Genomic DNA, 14,550 nt, shown 5'->3' with positions numbered 1-14,550 from the left:
TCTTCGTCGTGCACCAGGGTTGACGCAGACGGCGGCCCGTCCTTCCTCGGGGGAGGGGACGGACCGCCGTCATGAGGCGCCGGGGATCGGCCGGTGACCGGCCGGGAGATCAGCTGCTGACCGTGAAGTGCAGCGCGTCCTTCAGGAACGGGATGACCAGCCACGGCTCCGGCTGGGCCATCAACGCCAGCAGCGCGATCGCGGCGCCCAGCACGCCGTACGTGACGATGTCGGTGAACCGGGAGCGCACCGCGAGCATGCCGACGTCCGGCAGCAGCCAGCGCAGCACCCCGCCGGCCAGCAGTCCGGCGCCGATGAGCAGCGAGCCGACGCGGAACTGGTCGGTGGCGACCACCAGCAGGCCGACCGCGACCGTGGCCAGCACGGCGAGGATCGGCCACTGCCGGGCGGGCGCCGGGGCGTCACTCGGCGCGGCCCGGCCGCCGCCCTCGGGGCGGGCGGTGTCCCGGGTGAACAACGGGAAGCGACGGGTCGTGCGGCGCGGCTTCCCGTCGACGTCGGGGGCGCTGATCGGGTCCCGGACCTCGATGTCGTTCTCCTCGCGGTCAGGCGACACTGCGCTCCGCCGCCTCGACCACGTTGACCAGCAGCTGGGCCCGGGTCATCGGGCCGACACCGCCGGGGTTCGGGGAGATCCAGCCGGCCACCTCGGCGACACCGGGGTGGACGTCGCCCACGATCTTGCCGTCGGCGCTGCGCGAGACACCGACGTCGAGGACGGCGGCGCCCGGCTTCACGTCCTCCGGGCGGATCAGGTGGGCGGAGCCCGCGGCGGCGACGATGATGTCCGCGCGCTTGAGGTGCGAGGACAGGTCCCGGGTGCCGGTGTGGCACTGGGTCACGGTGGCGTTCTCGCTGCGCCGGGTGAGCAGCAGCGGCATCGGGCGGCCGATGGTGACACCGCGGCCGACGACCACGACCTCGGCGCCCTTGATCTCCACGCCGTACTGGCGGAGCAGGGTGAGGACGCCGTTGGGGGTGCAGGGCAGCGGGGCCGGCTCGTTGAGGACCAGGCGGCCGAGGTTCATCGGGTGCAGACCGTCGGCGTCCTTGTCCGGGTCCATCAGCTCCAGGATGCGGTTCTCGTCGATGCCCTTGGGCAGCGGCAGCTGGACGATGTAACCGGTGCAGGCGGGGTCCTCGTTCAGCTCCCGCACCACCGCCTCGATCTCCTCCTGCGTGGCCGTCTCCGGCAGTTCGCGCTGGATGGAGGCGATGCCGACCTGGGCGCAGTCGCGGTGCTTGCCGGCGACGTACTTCTGGCTGCCGGGGTCGGTCCCGACGAGGATCGTGCCGAGGCCGGGCGTGACGCCCTTCTCCTTCAGCGCCGCCACGCGGGCGGTCAGATCGGACTTGATCGCGGCTGCGGTGGCCTTGCCATCGAGAATCTGGGCGGTCATGCCCCCATCCTCGCGGATGACCGGCCCCCGGTTCCAATCCGGGTCCCGGCGGACTGTCCGTCGTATCCGACCATGATCGCTTCTGTTGCACTTGCACAACACATGCGGAATGCGGCTGGACAACGAACCAGCCACTGAAGAACGATTGACGGCACAGTGCCGCGGGCTGTACCGGGGGGACGAACCGCATCTGTTGAACCTTCCTCCGACCGTGCCGCTCGTCGTCCCCGCACATTCGGCAAACGGAGGAAACCCGCCATGAGTTTCGGCGATCCGAACAATCCCTACGGGCCCCCGCCCCAGCAGCCGCCGGCCGCTCCCGGTTACGGCTACCCCCAGCAGGCCCCGCCCGGCGTCCCGCCGCAGCAGCCCTACGGCGCTCCCCAACAGCCCTACGGCGCCTACCCGCAGGCACCCGCGTACCCCGGCTACCCGGGCGCGAACATGGTGCCGCAGTCGATGCCGGGCCTGCTGGTGACGGCTCGTGTCTTCCTGTTCATCATCTCGGCCGTCCAGATCCTCGGCGCCCTGGGCTTCCTGTACTTCGCCGCCTTCGCCAGCGACGTGTCGGACGGCGCCGACGAGATCGGATTCAGCACGGGGGGCGACGGCGCCGACATGGCGGCCGGCGTCTTCGGTGTCTTCGCCCTGATCGCCGCCGCGCTGGCGGCCCTCTCGATCACCCTCGGCGTCAAGTTCGGCCGGGGCGGCCAGGGCATCCGGATCACCACGGTGATCTACGGCGCGCTCGGTGCCGTCGTCGGGCTCCTCGGCCTGTTCGTCGGCCTCGACTCCGGGTTCGCCACGGCGGTCGTCGGCCCACTGCTGTGGCTCGTCTTCGGCGGCATCATCGCCGCCGCTCCGGTCGTCCCCAGCGGCACGGCCTGGTTCGCGCGCCCGCGCTACTGAGCGATCCCCGCGCTCACACCGACGAGGGCCCGCCGACGCACGGTCGGCGGGCCCTCGTCGTGTGGGTGCGGCTCAGTGGAAGAAGTGCCGCGTCCCCGTGAAGTACATCGTCACGCCGGCCTTCTTCGCCGCCTCGACCACCAACTCATCGCGCACCGAACCACCCGGCTGGACGACCGCCTTCACACCGGCCTCGACGAGGATCTCCAGGCCGTCCGGGAAGGGGAAGAACGCGTCGGAGGCCGCGTACGACCCCCGCGCGCGCTCGGCACCGGCCCGCTCGACGGCCAGCTTCGCGGAGTCGACACGGTTGACCTGGCCCATGCCGACGCCGACCGAGGCGCCGTCCTTGGCGAGGAGGATCGCGTTGGACTTAACCGCGCGGCAGGCCTTCCAGGCGAAGGCCAGCTCGGCGAGCTCGGCCTCGCTCAGCGCCTCACCCGTGGCCAGCGTCCAGTTCGCCGGGTCGTCGCCGTCGGCCTGGAGGCGGTCGGTGACCTGGAGGAGGACACCGCCGTCGACCGGCTTGACCTCGACCGGGTTGGCGGGGGCGCCCGCGGCCTTCAGCACCCGGATGTTCTTCTTCTTGGCGAGGGCCTCCAGGGCCCCCTCCTCGTAGTCCGGCGCGACGATGACCTCGGTGAAGATCTCCGCGACCTGCTCGGCCATCTCCTTGCTGACCGGCCGGTTCACGGCGATCACGCCGCCGAACGCCGACAGCGGGTCGCACGCGTGCGCCTTGCGGTGCGCCTCGGCGACATCCGCGCCGACCGCGATGCCGCACGGGTTGGCGTGCTTGATGATCGCGACGGCCGGCTCGTCGTGGTCGTACGCGGCACGGCGGGCGGCGTCCGTGTCCGTGTAGTTGTTGTACGACATCTCCTTGCCGTGCAACTGCTCGGCCTTGGCCAGCCCGGCACCGGAGGCGTCCACGTACAGCGCGGCCGGCTGGTGCGGGTTCTCGCCGTAGCGGAGGGTGTTCTCACGCTCCCAGGTGGCGCCGAGGAAGTCGGGGAACTGCGACTCGTCGACCGGCGCGTAGGAGGAGGCGAACCAGGAGGCGACGGCCACGTCGTACGACGCCGTGTGCTGGAAGGCCTCGGCGGCGAGCCGCTTGCGGGTGGTGAGGTCGAACCCGCCGTCCTGGACGGCGTTCAGCACATCCGCGTACCGGGCGGGGCTGGTGACGACGGCAACCGAGGGGTGGTTCTTCGCCGCCGCGCGGACCATCGAGGGACCGCCGATGTCGATCTGCTCGACGCACTCGTCGGGCGACGCGCCGGAGGCGACCGTCTCGCGGAACGGGTACAGGTTGACGACGACGAGGTCGAACGGCTCGACACCCAGCTCGGCCAGCTGCCGCTGGTGGTCCTCCAGGCGCAGGTCGGCGAGGATGCCGGCGTGCACGCGCGGGTGCAGCGTCTTGACCCGGCCGTCCAGGCACTCGGGGAAGCCGGTGAGCTCCTCGACCTTGGTGACGGGGACGCCGGCGGCGGCGATACGGCCCGCGGTGGACCCGGTGGAGACGAGTTCGACGCCGGCCTCGTGCAGCCCGCGGGCAAGCTCCTCGAGCCCGGTCTTGTCGTAGACGCTGACGAGCGCGCGACGGATGGCCCGCTTGCCGCTCTCGATGCTCTCGGCGGTCACTGGATAACTACCTTTCGTCCCTCAATGCGATAGCCGTTGCGGGCGAGCCGCCCCACGACCTCGACGAGCAGCCTTCGCTCGACTTCCTTGATGCGCTCGTGCAGAGCGTCTTCGTCGTCCTCGTCCCGGACCTCCACCACGCCCTGAGCGATGATCGGTCCGGTGTCGACGCCGTCGTCGACGAAGTGGACGGTGCAGCCGGTGACCCGGGCGCCGTACGCGAGCGCGTCACGGACGCCGTGAGCGCCGGGAAAACTGGGGAGAAGGGCGGGGTGGGTGTTGACGAACCGGCCGCCGAACCGGGCGAGGAATTCCTTCCCCACGATCTTCATGAACCCGGCGGAGACGACCAGGTCGGGTTCGTACGCGGCGACGGCCTCGGCGAGCGCCGCGTCCCACTCCTCGCGCGTCTCGTAGTCCTTGACCCGCGTGACGAAGGTCGGCAGCCCGGCGCGCTCGGCGCGGGCGAGCCCTTCGATGCCCGCGCGGTCGGCTCCGACGGCCACGATCTCGGCGCCGTAGGCCTCGACGCCGGTCTCCGTGATGGCGTCGAGGAGCGCCTGGAGGTTGGTGCCGGAACCGGAGACCAGCACGACAAGGCGCTTAGCCACGGGGGGCCCTTTCTCGGGGAACATGCGGTATGTACGTTCGGTATGTACGTTCGTACGAATGCATCGCGCCCCGGGATACGGGGAAGTCTACGAAGCGGCCGAACGTCAGCAACGATACCGGCACTCCGGACGGCCCCCACGGGACGGGGGCGTGGCCGGAAGGTAGCGTCTGGGAGGGCTCGACTCGGGAACGTGGTCGTCGTGCGGTGCGTTTCCGAAGTGAAAGCTCACATCAGCTCACGCCAGACAGCCGTATCACCTAGGGGAAGACGCTCACTTGATGCCGGACCGCAGCCTGCGACTCCTCACGCTCCCCCCGCAGTCGATGCAGGGAGGGGAGCGCCGCGGCGTGCTGCTGCGGGAGCGCCCCGCGTCCCCGCCCGACGCACCCTCGGACGACAAGCCGGACAGCAGGCCGGGTGACGCCGGGCCGGGGGCCGGGCCCGAGGGCGACAGGCCGGACACCGGCTCGGCCGCCAGGCCGGGCGCCGGGGCGAACGCCGGGTCGGGAGGCTCCGCCGGGGACGACGACAACCCCTTCGCCCCGCCGCCGGAGGGCACGCCCGACCGGCCGTGGCAGCCGCGCCGCCCGAGTGGCGACTCCGACGACGACTCCGGCTCCCCGTGGGGCAGCCAGTGGAGCGACCGCCAGCCGGGCCGCTCCTCCGGCGGCTTCGGCGACCGTCTCGGCGGGCCCGGCCCCGAGGGCGGCCAGGGCAGCGGCGGCGGCTCCGGCACCGGCATGCGCTGGGACCCCACCGACCCCACCCAGCGCCGGGCCCGGTACTCGCTCCTGAGCGGCATGTGGGCCTTCTTCTTCGCGCTGTTCAGCTGGCCGTACGTCGCGCTGCTGCTCGGGGCGCTCGCCCTGTACTGGGGCGTCAGCGCCCTGCGCGCCAAGCCCCGCCCCGCCGACCCCGACACCCCGGCGCCGGACAGCTCGGGCTCCCGCCCCCAGACCACGGCGGCGATCAGCGGCCTGGTCACGGCGTCCCTGGCGGTCGTGCTGGTGGGCGCGGGCTTCACGGCCCAGCTCGTCTACAGCGACTACTACACCTGCACGAACGACGCGCTCACCAACCAGGCGAAGCAGTCCTGCAGCGACCTGCTCCCGAAGGAACTCCGCGGAATCCTGGGCACGAGCTGACCCTCACTCGGTGTCCGACACCTCTTTGAGCACGGCCCACCGCGCTTCCCGGGAGACGTCGTCGTGCCAGGGGGTGGCGGACGCCTCCGGAGTCGGGTTCGGAGTCGGGTTCGGACTCGGCTTCGGAGTCGGGTTCGGCGGCTTGGTCGACGGGCTCGCGATCGGATGCGCGGCCGGGTGCGGATCGGCGGGCAGGAAGTCGTAGGGCTCGAAGGCGGAGTCGTCGGCGTCGCGTTCGTACGAGGTGGAGGGCGCTGCGGCTGCTCGGCTCGTGCGCGGCTTGCGGGAGAACCAGCGGTTGGCGGGGCGCTCGGGGGCGGCGGCCTCGGGGTCGGGGTCGGAGTCGGGGGTCTCGGCGGTGGGCGTCCCCGGGCTGAAGGTCACGGGACCGGGCGCCTGCGGACCGAAGGTTGTGGGGTTGGGCGTCTCGGGGCCGGGGGTGAAAGGGCGGGACGTCTCCGGACCGGACGCTGCGAGGGCTGCGCCCCGGCCGTCGCCCTTCCGTCGCGAGAACCAGCGCCCCGCGTCCGCTACCGCCACCCCCGGCGCATCCCCAGCCCCCTCGAAGCCGTCCAACTCCCAGACCCCGACCTGGCCCTTCGGCGTTTCTCCCCGTGCCCCACCCTGCGGGGCCGGCGCCTCACCCCGCGCCCCACCCTGCGGGGCCGATGCCTCACCCCATGCCCCGCCCTGCGACACCGACGCCTGCCCCCGCGTCCCGCCCTGCAGCCCAGCCACGTCTCCGCGCGCCCCGGCGACCGTCGCCTTCCGCGCCCGCCGTGCCTTCCGCTCCCGCCGGTCCTGTCGCTCGCGGCACCGCCAGGCCCGCACCCCCAGTGCCGTCGGGATCGCCAGCGCCGCGGTCCACAGCAGTGCCGCCCCTCCCGTCAGCCACCAGACCGGTCCGAACCAGGCCAGCGCGGCCACCCCGAGCGGCCCGCCCGCGAGTGCGGCCAGCAGCGTGACCGAGGCCGCGCAGAGAACGGCCGCGAGCCCGGCGGTGCCGACTGTCCGGCCCCGCGTCCAGACCGCGGCCTCCTGGCCCGCGCCCCGCCCCTTCCGGCCGCTCCCCCCACTCGCCGCCCCCGCCACGAACCACCCCACCGTCACCCCGGCCACCACCGGTACCGACCCGGCCACCCAGTTCAGCCAGGTCCCCGTCCCCGCCTCCGGCACCGCCGCCAGCAGGGGGAACGGCGGGAGCAGGGGAGCCGGTGCGGAGGAGAGGGGGCCCACCACATGGCCCGCGCCCAGTTCGAAGCCGGGGCCGAGGGCGTACGACAGGGACCAGACCGCCGCGTTGGGCACGAGCGCGACGCACAGCAGCAGTACGGCGAACCGGCCCGACCAGCCCTCCGTCAGCTGGAGGAAGGAGAGCCGCGCCGCGCCGCCGTGCCAGACCAGGGACGACGCCAGCAGCAGCGCACCGCCCCCCACCAGCAGAGCCACCCCCGCACCGGCCGCCCGCGCCGCCACCCCGAGCCGCCGCCCGGCGTCCGGCCCGAGGACGAGACGGCGGACCGGCGCGGGCAGCAGGAGCAGCGCACTGTCGACGGGGCCGCGCGGGCGGCCGTGCGCCGTCCAGACGCCCGCACCCGCCGCCACCGTCACCACGGCGGGCACGCACACCCCCGTCCACACCCACGAAGGCCGCAACTCCCCGCCCGCCGCATACAGCGCGGCCCCCGCGCCGACGGCGAGATATCCGAGGACCACCCCGGCGAACGCCGTCCACCCCGCCGCCCCGGCCGTGTCCTCGTCGTCGGCGACCACGTCCCGCGCCGCCCGGTGCACCAGCCACACCGGCAGCACCAGCAGCAGCAGCGGCGTCACCCCGACCGGCGCCGGCACCCCGGACAGGGTGTCCGTGCGGACCAGTTCCGCCCCGTGCGCGAGCAGCCACAGCGCCGCCGCGACATGCAGCGCACCACCCGGCCCGCTGTCCGGATACGGCGAACTGATCCACAGCACCATCACCAGCACGGCGAGCGAACCGAGCCCCAGCCCCGCTGCGAGCGCCCCACTCACCACGCTCGCGGCCAGTCCGGGCGAACGGTCACGCAACCGGGCGGGCAGGGACGACAGGGGCGATCGGCGAACGGTCATCTGGATCACGACCGTCATGCTCCCAACGACACGCGCTTTCTCGTCGTAACAGGCGAACTCCTGTCGTGTCGCTCAATATACGACTATGTACTTTTTCGTACTCAGGGGCGCCCTGTGACCCAGAGCCCTGCAACCCCGCTCCCCCCGCCCGGGGAACGCCGACGCCTGCGTGCGGCCGGGTCGCTGACGGAGGCTCAGCTGGCCGCACGGGTGGGGGTCACCCGGAAGACGGTCCGCGCGTGGGAGTCCGGCCGTACGAAACCGCGCGGCCGCAAGGGGGAGGCGTACGCGAAGCTGCTGAGCACGTTGGCCCAAGAGGAGCCGCCGCCCGCCGAGGTGACGGCGCCTCAGTTCCACGAAGAGGCCGCGGCACCGGCACCCCTGACGCCCGCTCAGGCCTTCGACGCGCTGTACGCGTTCTGCGCGCCCGCCCTCGTACGGCAGGCCTACCTGCTCACCGGACGGCGCGAACTCGCCCGCGAGTCCGTCGAGCGGGCCTTCCAACTCGCCTGGCAGCGCTGGCCGGAGGTGGCGGTCGACCGCGACCCGGCGGGCTGGGTGCGGGCCACGGCGTACGAGTACGCCCTCTCCCCCTGGCACCGCTTCCGCCCCCGCTACCGCAGCCCGGAGGCCCCTCCCCCCGACGCCTCCGACCGCGCCCTGCTCGCCGCGCTGCTGCGCCTGCCGCCACCGCAGCGCCGCACCCTCGTGCTGTACGACGGTGTCGGCCTCGACCTGCCGGAGACGGCGGCGGAGACGGAGGCGAGCACACCGGCGGCGGCCGGGCGGCTGATGAACGCGCGCGAGGCGATCGCCGCGCAACTGCCGGACCTCGCCGACCCCACCGAACTCCACCGCCGCCTGGCCGAACTCGCCGCCACGGACCGCTTGCGCGCGGCGAAGCCGCCGACGGTGCGGACGGGCAGCGAACGCAGGGCCCGTTTCTGGACGCGGGCGGCGATCGCGTTCACCGTGGCGTTGATCGGCACGACGGCGATGACGGTCCGCACAGCCCCGACCCACTACGAGCCACCGATCGCACCGGGGGCGGAGATCCAGGGGGTACCGGAGCGGGTGGCGCAGGGGCCGTTGTCGGAGGCGGAGAGACAGCTTCGGGAGAAGCTGCGAGGGGAGATGACGAGCGGTCCGGAGAGGGTGCTACCGCTGAGCCGTTAGCCGCGGGCCGGCGGGGGCTGGTAGCGCAGTTCCCCGCGCCCCCAAGAAAAGCCGGTCCCGCGGAGGTGTCTTTTAGGGGCGCGGGGAACTGCGCGATCAGCCGCAACGCCCCCGCAGCCGCCAACGCACACCGCGACGGCACCCCCTTACGCGCGAGGGGCCCGCCCCCACTCGGGGAACGGGCCCATCGACGTTCAGCTGGGTACCTGCTCAGCCCGCAAGGATCTCGCGCGCCAGCTTCGCCGTCTCGGTCGGGGTCTTGCCGACCTTGACGCCCGCGGCCTCAAGGGCCTCCTTCTTCGCGGCGGCCGTGCCGGAGGAACCGGAGACGATGGCGCCGGCGTGGCCCATGGTCTTGCCCTCGGGAGCCGTGAAGCCCGCGACGTAACCGACGACCGGCTTGGTCACGTTCTCCTTGATGAACGCGGCCGCGCGCTCCTCGGCGTCGCCACCGATCTCACCGATCATCACGATCAGGTCGGTGTCGGGGTCGGCCTCGAACGCGGCGAGCGCGTCGATGTGCGTCGTACCGATGACCGGGTCGCCACCGATGCCGACGGCCGACGAGAAGCCGATGTCACGGAGCTCGTACATCATCTGGTACGTCAGCGTGCCGGACTTCGAGACCAGACCGATGCGGCCCGGCTTGGTGATGTCGCCCGGGATGATGCCGGCGTTGGACTGGCCCGGCGTGATGAGACCGGGGCAGTTGGGGCCGATGATCCGCGTCTTGTTGCCCTTGCTGACCGCGTAGGCGTAGAAGGCGGCGGAGTCGTGGACCGCGATGCCCTCGGTGATGACGACCGCGAGCGGGATCTCGGCGTCGATGGCCTCGACGACGGCGGCCTTGGCGAAGGCCGGCGGTACGAAGAGGACGGATACGTTCGCGCCCGTCTTCTCGATCGCCTCGGCGACGGTGCCGAAGACCGGGATCTCGGTGCCGTCCACGTCAACGGTGGTGCCCGCCTTGCGCGGGTTGACGCCACCGACGATGTTCGTGCCGTCGGCGAGCATGAGCTTGGTGTGCTTCATGCCCGTGGAGCCGGTCATGCCCTGGACGATGACCTTGCTGTCCTTGTTGAGGAAGATAGCCATGGCTGTGTTCCCTCGTCCCTTACTTCGCAGCCGCGAGCTCGGCGGCCTTGTCGGCCGCGCCGTCCATGGTGTCCACGCGCTGGACCAGCGGGTGGTTGGCGTCGGAGAGGATCTTGCGACCCAGCTCGGCGTTGTTGCCGTCCAGGCGGACGACGAGGGGCTTGGTGACTTCCTCGCCCTTGTCCGCGAGCAGCTGCAGCGCCTGGACGATGCCGTTGGCGACCTCGTCACAGGCGGTGATGCCACCGAAGACGTTGACGAAGACCGACTTGACGTCGGGGTCGCCGAGGATGATCTCCAGGCCGTTCGCCATGACGGCGGCGGAGGCGCCACCACCGATGTCGAGGAAGTTGGCCGGCTTCACGCCACCGTGGTTCTCACCGGCGTACGCGACGACATCCAGCGTCGACATGACCAGACCGGCACCGTTGCCGATGATGCCGACCTCACCGTCGAGCTTGACGTAGTTGAGGTTCTTCTCCTTGGCGGCGGCCTCGAGCGGGTTGGCCGCGTCCTTGTCCTGGAGGGCCTCGTGCTCCGGCTGACGGAACTCGGCGTTCTCGTCCAGGGAGACCTTGCCGTCCAGGGCGATGACGTCACCGGAGGCGACCTTCGCCAGCGGGTTGACCTCGACCAGGAGGGCGTCCTCCTTGATGAAGGTGTCCCACAGCTTGACGAGGACGTTCACGACCTTGTCGGCGACCTCGGCCGGGAACTTCGCGGCCTCGACGATCTGGCGCGCGACCTCGAGGGTCACACCCACGTTGGCGTCGATCGGCGTCTTGGCGACGGCCTCCGGACGGGTGGCGGCCACCTCCTCGATCTCCATGCCGCCCTCGACGGACGCGATGGAGAGGAAGGTGCGGTTGGCACGGTCGAGAAGGAAGGAGACGTAGTACTCCTCCACGATCTCGGGGGCCGTCTCGGCGATCATCACCTTGTGGACCGTGTGGCCCTTGATGTCCATGCCGAGGATGTTGGTCGCGTGCTCGACCGCCTCGTCGGCGGTGGCGGCCAGCTTGACGCCACCGGCCTTGCCGCGGCCGCCGACCTTCACCTGCGCCTTGACGACGGACTTGCCACCGAGACGCTCGGTGGCTGCGCGGGCCGCCTCAGGCGTGTCGATGACTTCACCGGCCAGCACCGGTACATCGTGCTTGGCGAAGAGGTCCCTCGCCTGGTACTCGAACAGGTCCACGCGCTTCCGTCCCTATCAGTGATCTCGCGGTTCGTTGGATGCGTGGGCGTGCCGCGATGGGCAACGTGACGACCGCCGAGTGTCACAAGGGAGGCGCACACGGTGTCCGAGCGCGCGGCATGTCCGTCTCGCAGGTTATCGCTGCTTGCAGGGGGCCCCTAAATCGAGGGTCACACCTGAGCGGTGATACCTGTCACATGATGCCGCCCTCACTGGCACGGCGTGCCGGAAGTGAGGCCTTCGGAACACAGGCGAAAGGGCCTCACCGAGCTGGGGTTGACCCGGTGAGGCCCCTTGAGCAGCCCCTCGCGGGGCGCGGAGCCGATGATCCCCACCCCAATGGGGACCACCCGGCTCCGACCGCGAGGGGTCACGCCGGACGAACCGACGGCTTTCGGCCGTCCGGGCGTGCTTCCTCGCGGAGTCGGGTGGGGGTGGGGAGGGTCAGGCGCCGTGTCCGGGACTGACGGACCGGCCGACCCCCTGGAGGCCGGCGACGGCATTCCCCACGAGGAGAGCGACGCCGTCGACGGTGTGCCCGACGACGGGCACGACCCCGCCGACGGTCCCCCGCACGTCCCCGGTCACGCCGTGCGCGAAGGGGGCGACGTCCTGGGCGACGCCGTACGCGAAGGTCTCGGCACTGCCGCCGACGCCCGTCACGACCGGCTGGACGAGACCGACGACCGGCTGGACGGCACCGGTGACGCCGTACGCGAAGGGCGCGACGTCCCGGCTCACGCCCTCGGCCAGCCCTCCCGCGTGCCCGGCCACGCCGTACGCGAGCGGCGCCACCTCACCGACGGTGTGCCGCACGTCCCGCGTCACGCCGTACGCCAGCGCCCCCGCGTCGACGACGGCCTGTTCCGCGACGGGGACGACCCCGCGCACGGCGGTGTTCACGACAGGCGGCAGCACACTTCCGGCGACATCACCACCGACCTGCCCGACGAGCCCGGTGGCGTACGGCGGAACATCCCCGACGAGCCCGGTGGCGTACGGCGGAACGTCACCGACGACACCGTCGGCGACCTGCCTGACACCGCCGATGGCGCCGCCGGTGACCGGGGTGACGCCGTGGACCGCTCCGGTGGCGAGGCCCTGCGCGTCGGCGGCGACGCCGGTCGCGACGGGCTGGACGTCGGCGACCAGCCCGTAGGCGAGAGCGGTAGCCGCGTCGACGGCGTGCCCGGCGGTCCCGCTCACCCCGGCGACGGTGCCGGTGGCGAGAGGGGCGACCTCCTCGACCGCGCCGGTGACGACGGGGGTGGCACCGTGCACGACACCGGCGGCTACGGGCGCCACCCCGTTCACCGCCCCTCCGACCACGGGAACAGCGCCGTGCGCCGCGGCGGTGGCCAGCGGGGGGACGGCCGCGGCGGTGGTGTCTTCCACGACCGGGGCGAGGGTGGCGGGGAGGGCGGTGACGGTGGCGGAGGTGGAGGTGGTGGCGGATGTGGTGCGGCCCGCCGTCGCGACGACCTGCTGCGCCTTCGTCCGTACGACGCCGTCGACGCCCCGCGCCTGCGTGCGCGCCGCCGACTGCACGCCCTGGAGCTTGGTCTGGGCGCCGGCGAGGGCCCGCTCCAGCTCCGGGGCGAAGACGGCGAGGGGGCCGAAGAGGTAGTCGACGTCGTCCAGCGGAGTGCCCGCGTCGGAGACGGTGGTCCGCGCGGCGGCGACCGTCTCACCGGCCGCCTCCCGGGCCGTCGCGTCGAGCTGCGCCTGCGCGGCACGGGCGGTCCTGGCGGCACGAGCGGCCTTCGCGCCCTGGATGGCTGCGGCGCCCTTGATCTTGGGGGCCTTGGGGGTGGTGGAGGCGGTTGTGGTCTTGGTGACCTGGTTGGCCTGCGGGCTGGCGGTGACCTTCTTGTCGGCCGTGTCCTCGACCGTTTCGGTCACTGCGGACACGACGCCGTCGACCGTGTCGGTCACGCCGGTCAGCGTGTTCGTGACGTCGGTCGTCACGCCTTCCGTGAGGTCCGTCGTCGTGTCCGACACGGAGAGGGAGGAGGCGGGCAGCTCGTCGGCGCTGGCTGCCGTGGAGCCGAGCGCCCACGCGCCGGTGACGCCGGCGGCTATGACGATGGAGCGGCGGATGTTCTTGTTCATGGGTACGTCAGGTCCTTGGGAACTCTGTGCGTCCGAAGCCCATGGAGGCAGGAACGAGTGCCGGTCCTGGAGCTCGGACGGATGCGGGCGGTGAACAGACCCGTGCCACCCCGCGCCGCGGATCGGCGGCGGGGGTGAGCGTCCGCCCTAGGCCGGCGAAACCGGGATGTCCCGGTGCCCGTCCCGGGTGCCGTCCGCTTCGGTGCGCACCACGCCGCCGGGCACGAGCCTCAGCGGGGCCCGGTCGTTCAGGGGCACGGCCTGTGCGTCACTGTGCCGCGGCGAATTGTTGTCCACGCCGGACCGGTGGGCCGGCATCCCGCCCTGGTCACCCGCGGGCGCGGGGTGCGCGGGGACGTACCCGCCCGACGTCGCGGCACGATGCCGGTCGGCCTTGGCCGCCGTACCCGTGGCGGGGGAACCCTTGCCGTACGACGGGCCGTAGTCATCACGGGCCCTGCTCGCACTCGCCTTGTGGGAGCTGCCGGAGCTGACGGAGCCGTGGGAGCCGTGTCCACCGGTCGAGCCATCCGCCGGGGAGCCCGGCTGCGGCGTCGTCGTGACCGGCGCCGGCGAGGTCTGCCCGGGCAGCACGGGAGCCTCCGGCAGCACAGGAGCTTCCGGCAGCACCGGGAGCTCGGGCACGGCCGGGAGGTCGCTCACGGCCGGGAGGTCGCTCACGGCCGGGAGGTCGCTCACGGCCGGGAGGTCCGGCGGGCTCGGCAGCCGCGTCCGCGCTTCAGCCAGCTGCTCGGTGACCGTTTCCACGACGTCCCCGACCGGCTGTACGACCTTGCCGCCCACGGCATCGACGACCTGCTCGGTCACGGGAGTCACCGGGAGTCCCGGAGCAACGGACGCGGCCTCATGGGACGTCACCGTCGGCAGGCCCTCCGCCGCGCTCGCCCGTTCCCCGCAGAGGAACCCGAGTGCGAACAACCCGCCCACCAGCACGGCCACTTGCAGCGCACGCCGCCCGGCCGCCGTGCGCAACACGCGCAGAGCGGCACCGGGCAGAGCGGCTGGTGAGGTCAAGAGGGGGTGGGTCCTCCCGTGCGGCGGAACACGGCACGCGTGACGAACCACGCGTCGACGCGGCGCTGAAGAGGCGTCGATACTCGCACGGGA

The 14,550-nt window shown here is 72.5% G+C and carries 12 protein-coding genes; 3 read left to right on the top strand and 9 right to left on the bottom strand.

Going from position 1 to position 14,550, the window contains the following annotated elements; all coding sequences use genetic code 11:
- Positions 1-109 precede the first annotated feature (109 nt).
- A complete protein-coding gene (locus ACFUO4_RS20540) occupies positions 110-577 on the bottom strand; it encodes a DUF3017 domain-containing protein (RefSeq protein WP_079311867.1) in 468 nt (155 codons plus the stop codon).
- Complete coding sequence (locus tag ACFUO4_RS20535) at positions 567-1,421, bottom strand: bifunctional methylenetetrahydrofolate dehydrogenase/methenyltetrahydrofolate cyclohydrolase (protein ID WP_079311866.1); 855 nt, start codon at positions 1,419-1,421, stop codon at positions 567-569. The genes ACFUO4_RS20540 and ACFUO4_RS20535 overlap by 11 nt, the downstream gene beginning before the upstream one ends.
- Before the next feature lie 258 nt (positions 1,422-1,679).
- Here ACFUO4_RS20535 and ACFUO4_RS20530 point away from each other — a divergent pair, with 258 nt between their 5' ends.
- Entirely contained in the window at positions 1,680-2,330 is a 651-nt protein-coding gene (locus ACFUO4_RS20530) for a hypothetical protein (protein ID WP_079311865.1), read from the top strand.
- Between the two features lie 72 nt (positions 2,331-2,402).
- Here ACFUO4_RS20530 and purH read toward each other — a convergent pair whose 3' ends face one another.
- The gene (purH, locus tag ACFUO4_RS20525) at positions 2,403-3,977 is read right to left on the bottom strand and encodes a bifunctional phosphoribosylaminoimidazolecarboxamide formyltransferase/IMP cyclohydrolase (protein WP_079311864.1); all 1,575 of its coding nucleotides are present in this window, start codon (positions 3,975-3,977) and stop codon (positions 2,403-2,405) included.
- A complete protein-coding gene (purN, locus tag ACFUO4_RS20520) occupies positions 3,974-4,612 on the bottom strand; it encodes a phosphoribosylglycinamide formyltransferase (protein ID WP_383486608.1) in 639 nt (212 codons plus the stop codon). Before purN ends, purH begins: the two co-directional genes overlap by 4 nt.
- A gap of 256 nt (positions 4,613-4,868) precedes the next feature.
- Here purN and ACFUO4_RS20515 point away from each other — a divergent pair, with 256 nt between their 5' ends.
- Entirely contained in the window at positions 4,869-5,735 is an 867-nt protein-coding gene (locus ACFUO4_RS20515; RefSeq protein WP_383486605.1) for a hypothetical protein, read from the top strand.
- A gap of 3 nt (positions 5,736-5,738) precedes the next feature.
- On the opposite strand, the gene ACFUO4_RS20510 is transcribed toward ACFUO4_RS20515, so the two are convergent.
- Positions 5,739-7,859, bottom strand: coding sequence for a DUF6350 family protein (locus ACFUO4_RS20510; protein WP_383486602.1), 2,121 nt, complete (start codon positions 7,857-7,859; stop codon positions 5,739-5,741).
- 96 nt (positions 7,860-7,955) lie between these two features.
- Between ACFUO4_RS20510 and ACFUO4_RS20505 the strand changes: the two genes are divergently transcribed.
- Positions 7,956-9,017, top strand: a complete 1,062-nt coding sequence (locus ACFUO4_RS20505) for a sigma factor-like helix-turn-helix DNA-binding protein (RefSeq protein WP_383486599.1) — start codon at positions 7,956-7,958, stop codon at positions 9,015-9,017.
- 210 nt (positions 9,018-9,227) lie between these two features.
- Here the strand turns inward: ACFUO4_RS20505 and sucD are convergent, their stop codons facing one another.
- The 4 genes from sucD to ACFUO4_RS20485 form a co-directional block, all read right to left on the bottom strand.
- Complete coding sequence (gene sucD, locus ACFUO4_RS20500) at positions 9,228-10,112, bottom strand: succinate--CoA ligase subunit alpha (protein ID WP_099930861.1); 885 nt, start codon at positions 10,110-10,112, stop codon at positions 9,228-9,230.
- Positions 10,113-10,131: 19 nt separating this feature from the next.
- Positions 10,132-11,310, bottom strand: coding sequence for an ADP-forming succinate--CoA ligase subunit beta (gene sucC, locus ACFUO4_RS20495; RefSeq protein WP_383486595.1), 1,179 nt, complete (start codon positions 11,308-11,310; stop codon positions 10,132-10,134).
- A 444-nt stretch (positions 11,311-11,754) separates the two neighbouring features.
- Positions 11,755-13,422 carry a hypothetical protein gene (locus tag ACFUO4_RS20490; RefSeq protein ID WP_383486592.1) on the bottom strand — a complete coding sequence of 556 codons (1,668 nt, stop codon included), beginning with the start codon at positions 13,420-13,422 and terminating at the stop codon, positions 11,755-11,757.
- A gap of 147 nt (positions 13,423-13,569) precedes the next feature.
- On the bottom strand, positions 13,570-14,457 hold the full coding sequence (locus ACFUO4_RS20485) for a hypothetical protein (protein WP_383486589.1): 888 nt from the start codon (positions 14,455-14,457) through the stop codon (positions 13,570-13,572).
- Between the last annotated feature and the right edge of the window lie 93 nt (positions 14,458-14,550).

This window comes from Streptomyces sp. NPDC057280 (assembly GCF_042668605.1).
GTDB lineage: Bacteria > Actinomycetota > Actinomycetes > Streptomycetales > Streptomycetaceae > Streptomyces.
Note: the sequence above shows the minus strand (reverse complement) of the source record. Positions and strands in the feature narration are given on the sequence as shown.

Excerpts from the sequence above, each read along its gene's own strand:
- ACFUO4_RS20535 (WP_079311866.1), bottom strand. The coding sequence starts at position 1,421 with ATGACCGCCCAGATTCTCGATGGCAAGGCCACCGCAGCCGCGATCAAG.
- ACFUO4_RS20530 (WP_079311865.1), top strand. The coding sequence starts at position 1,680 with ATGAGTTTCGGCGATCCGAACAATCCCTACGGGCCCCCGCCCCAGCAG.
- purN (WP_383486608.1), bottom strand. The coding sequence starts at position 4,612 with ATGTTCCCCGAGAAAGGGCCCCCCGTGGCTAAGCGCCTTGTCGTGCTG.
- ACFUO4_RS20515 (WP_383486605.1), top strand. The coding sequence starts at position 4,869 with ATGCCGGACCGCAGCCTGCGACTCCTCACGCTCCCCCCGCAGTCGATG.
- ACFUO4_RS20510 (WP_383486602.1), bottom strand. The coding sequence starts at position 7,859 with ATGACGGTCGTGATCCAGATGACCGTTCGCCGATCGCCCCTGTCGTCC.
- sucD (WP_099930861.1), bottom strand. The coding sequence starts at position 10,112 with ATGGCTATCTTCCTCAACAAGGACAGCAAGGTCATCGTCCAGGGCATG.
- ACFUO4_RS20490 (WP_383486592.1), bottom strand. The coding sequence starts at position 13,422 with ATGAACAAGAACATCCGCCGCTCCATCGTCATAGCCGCCGGCGTCACC.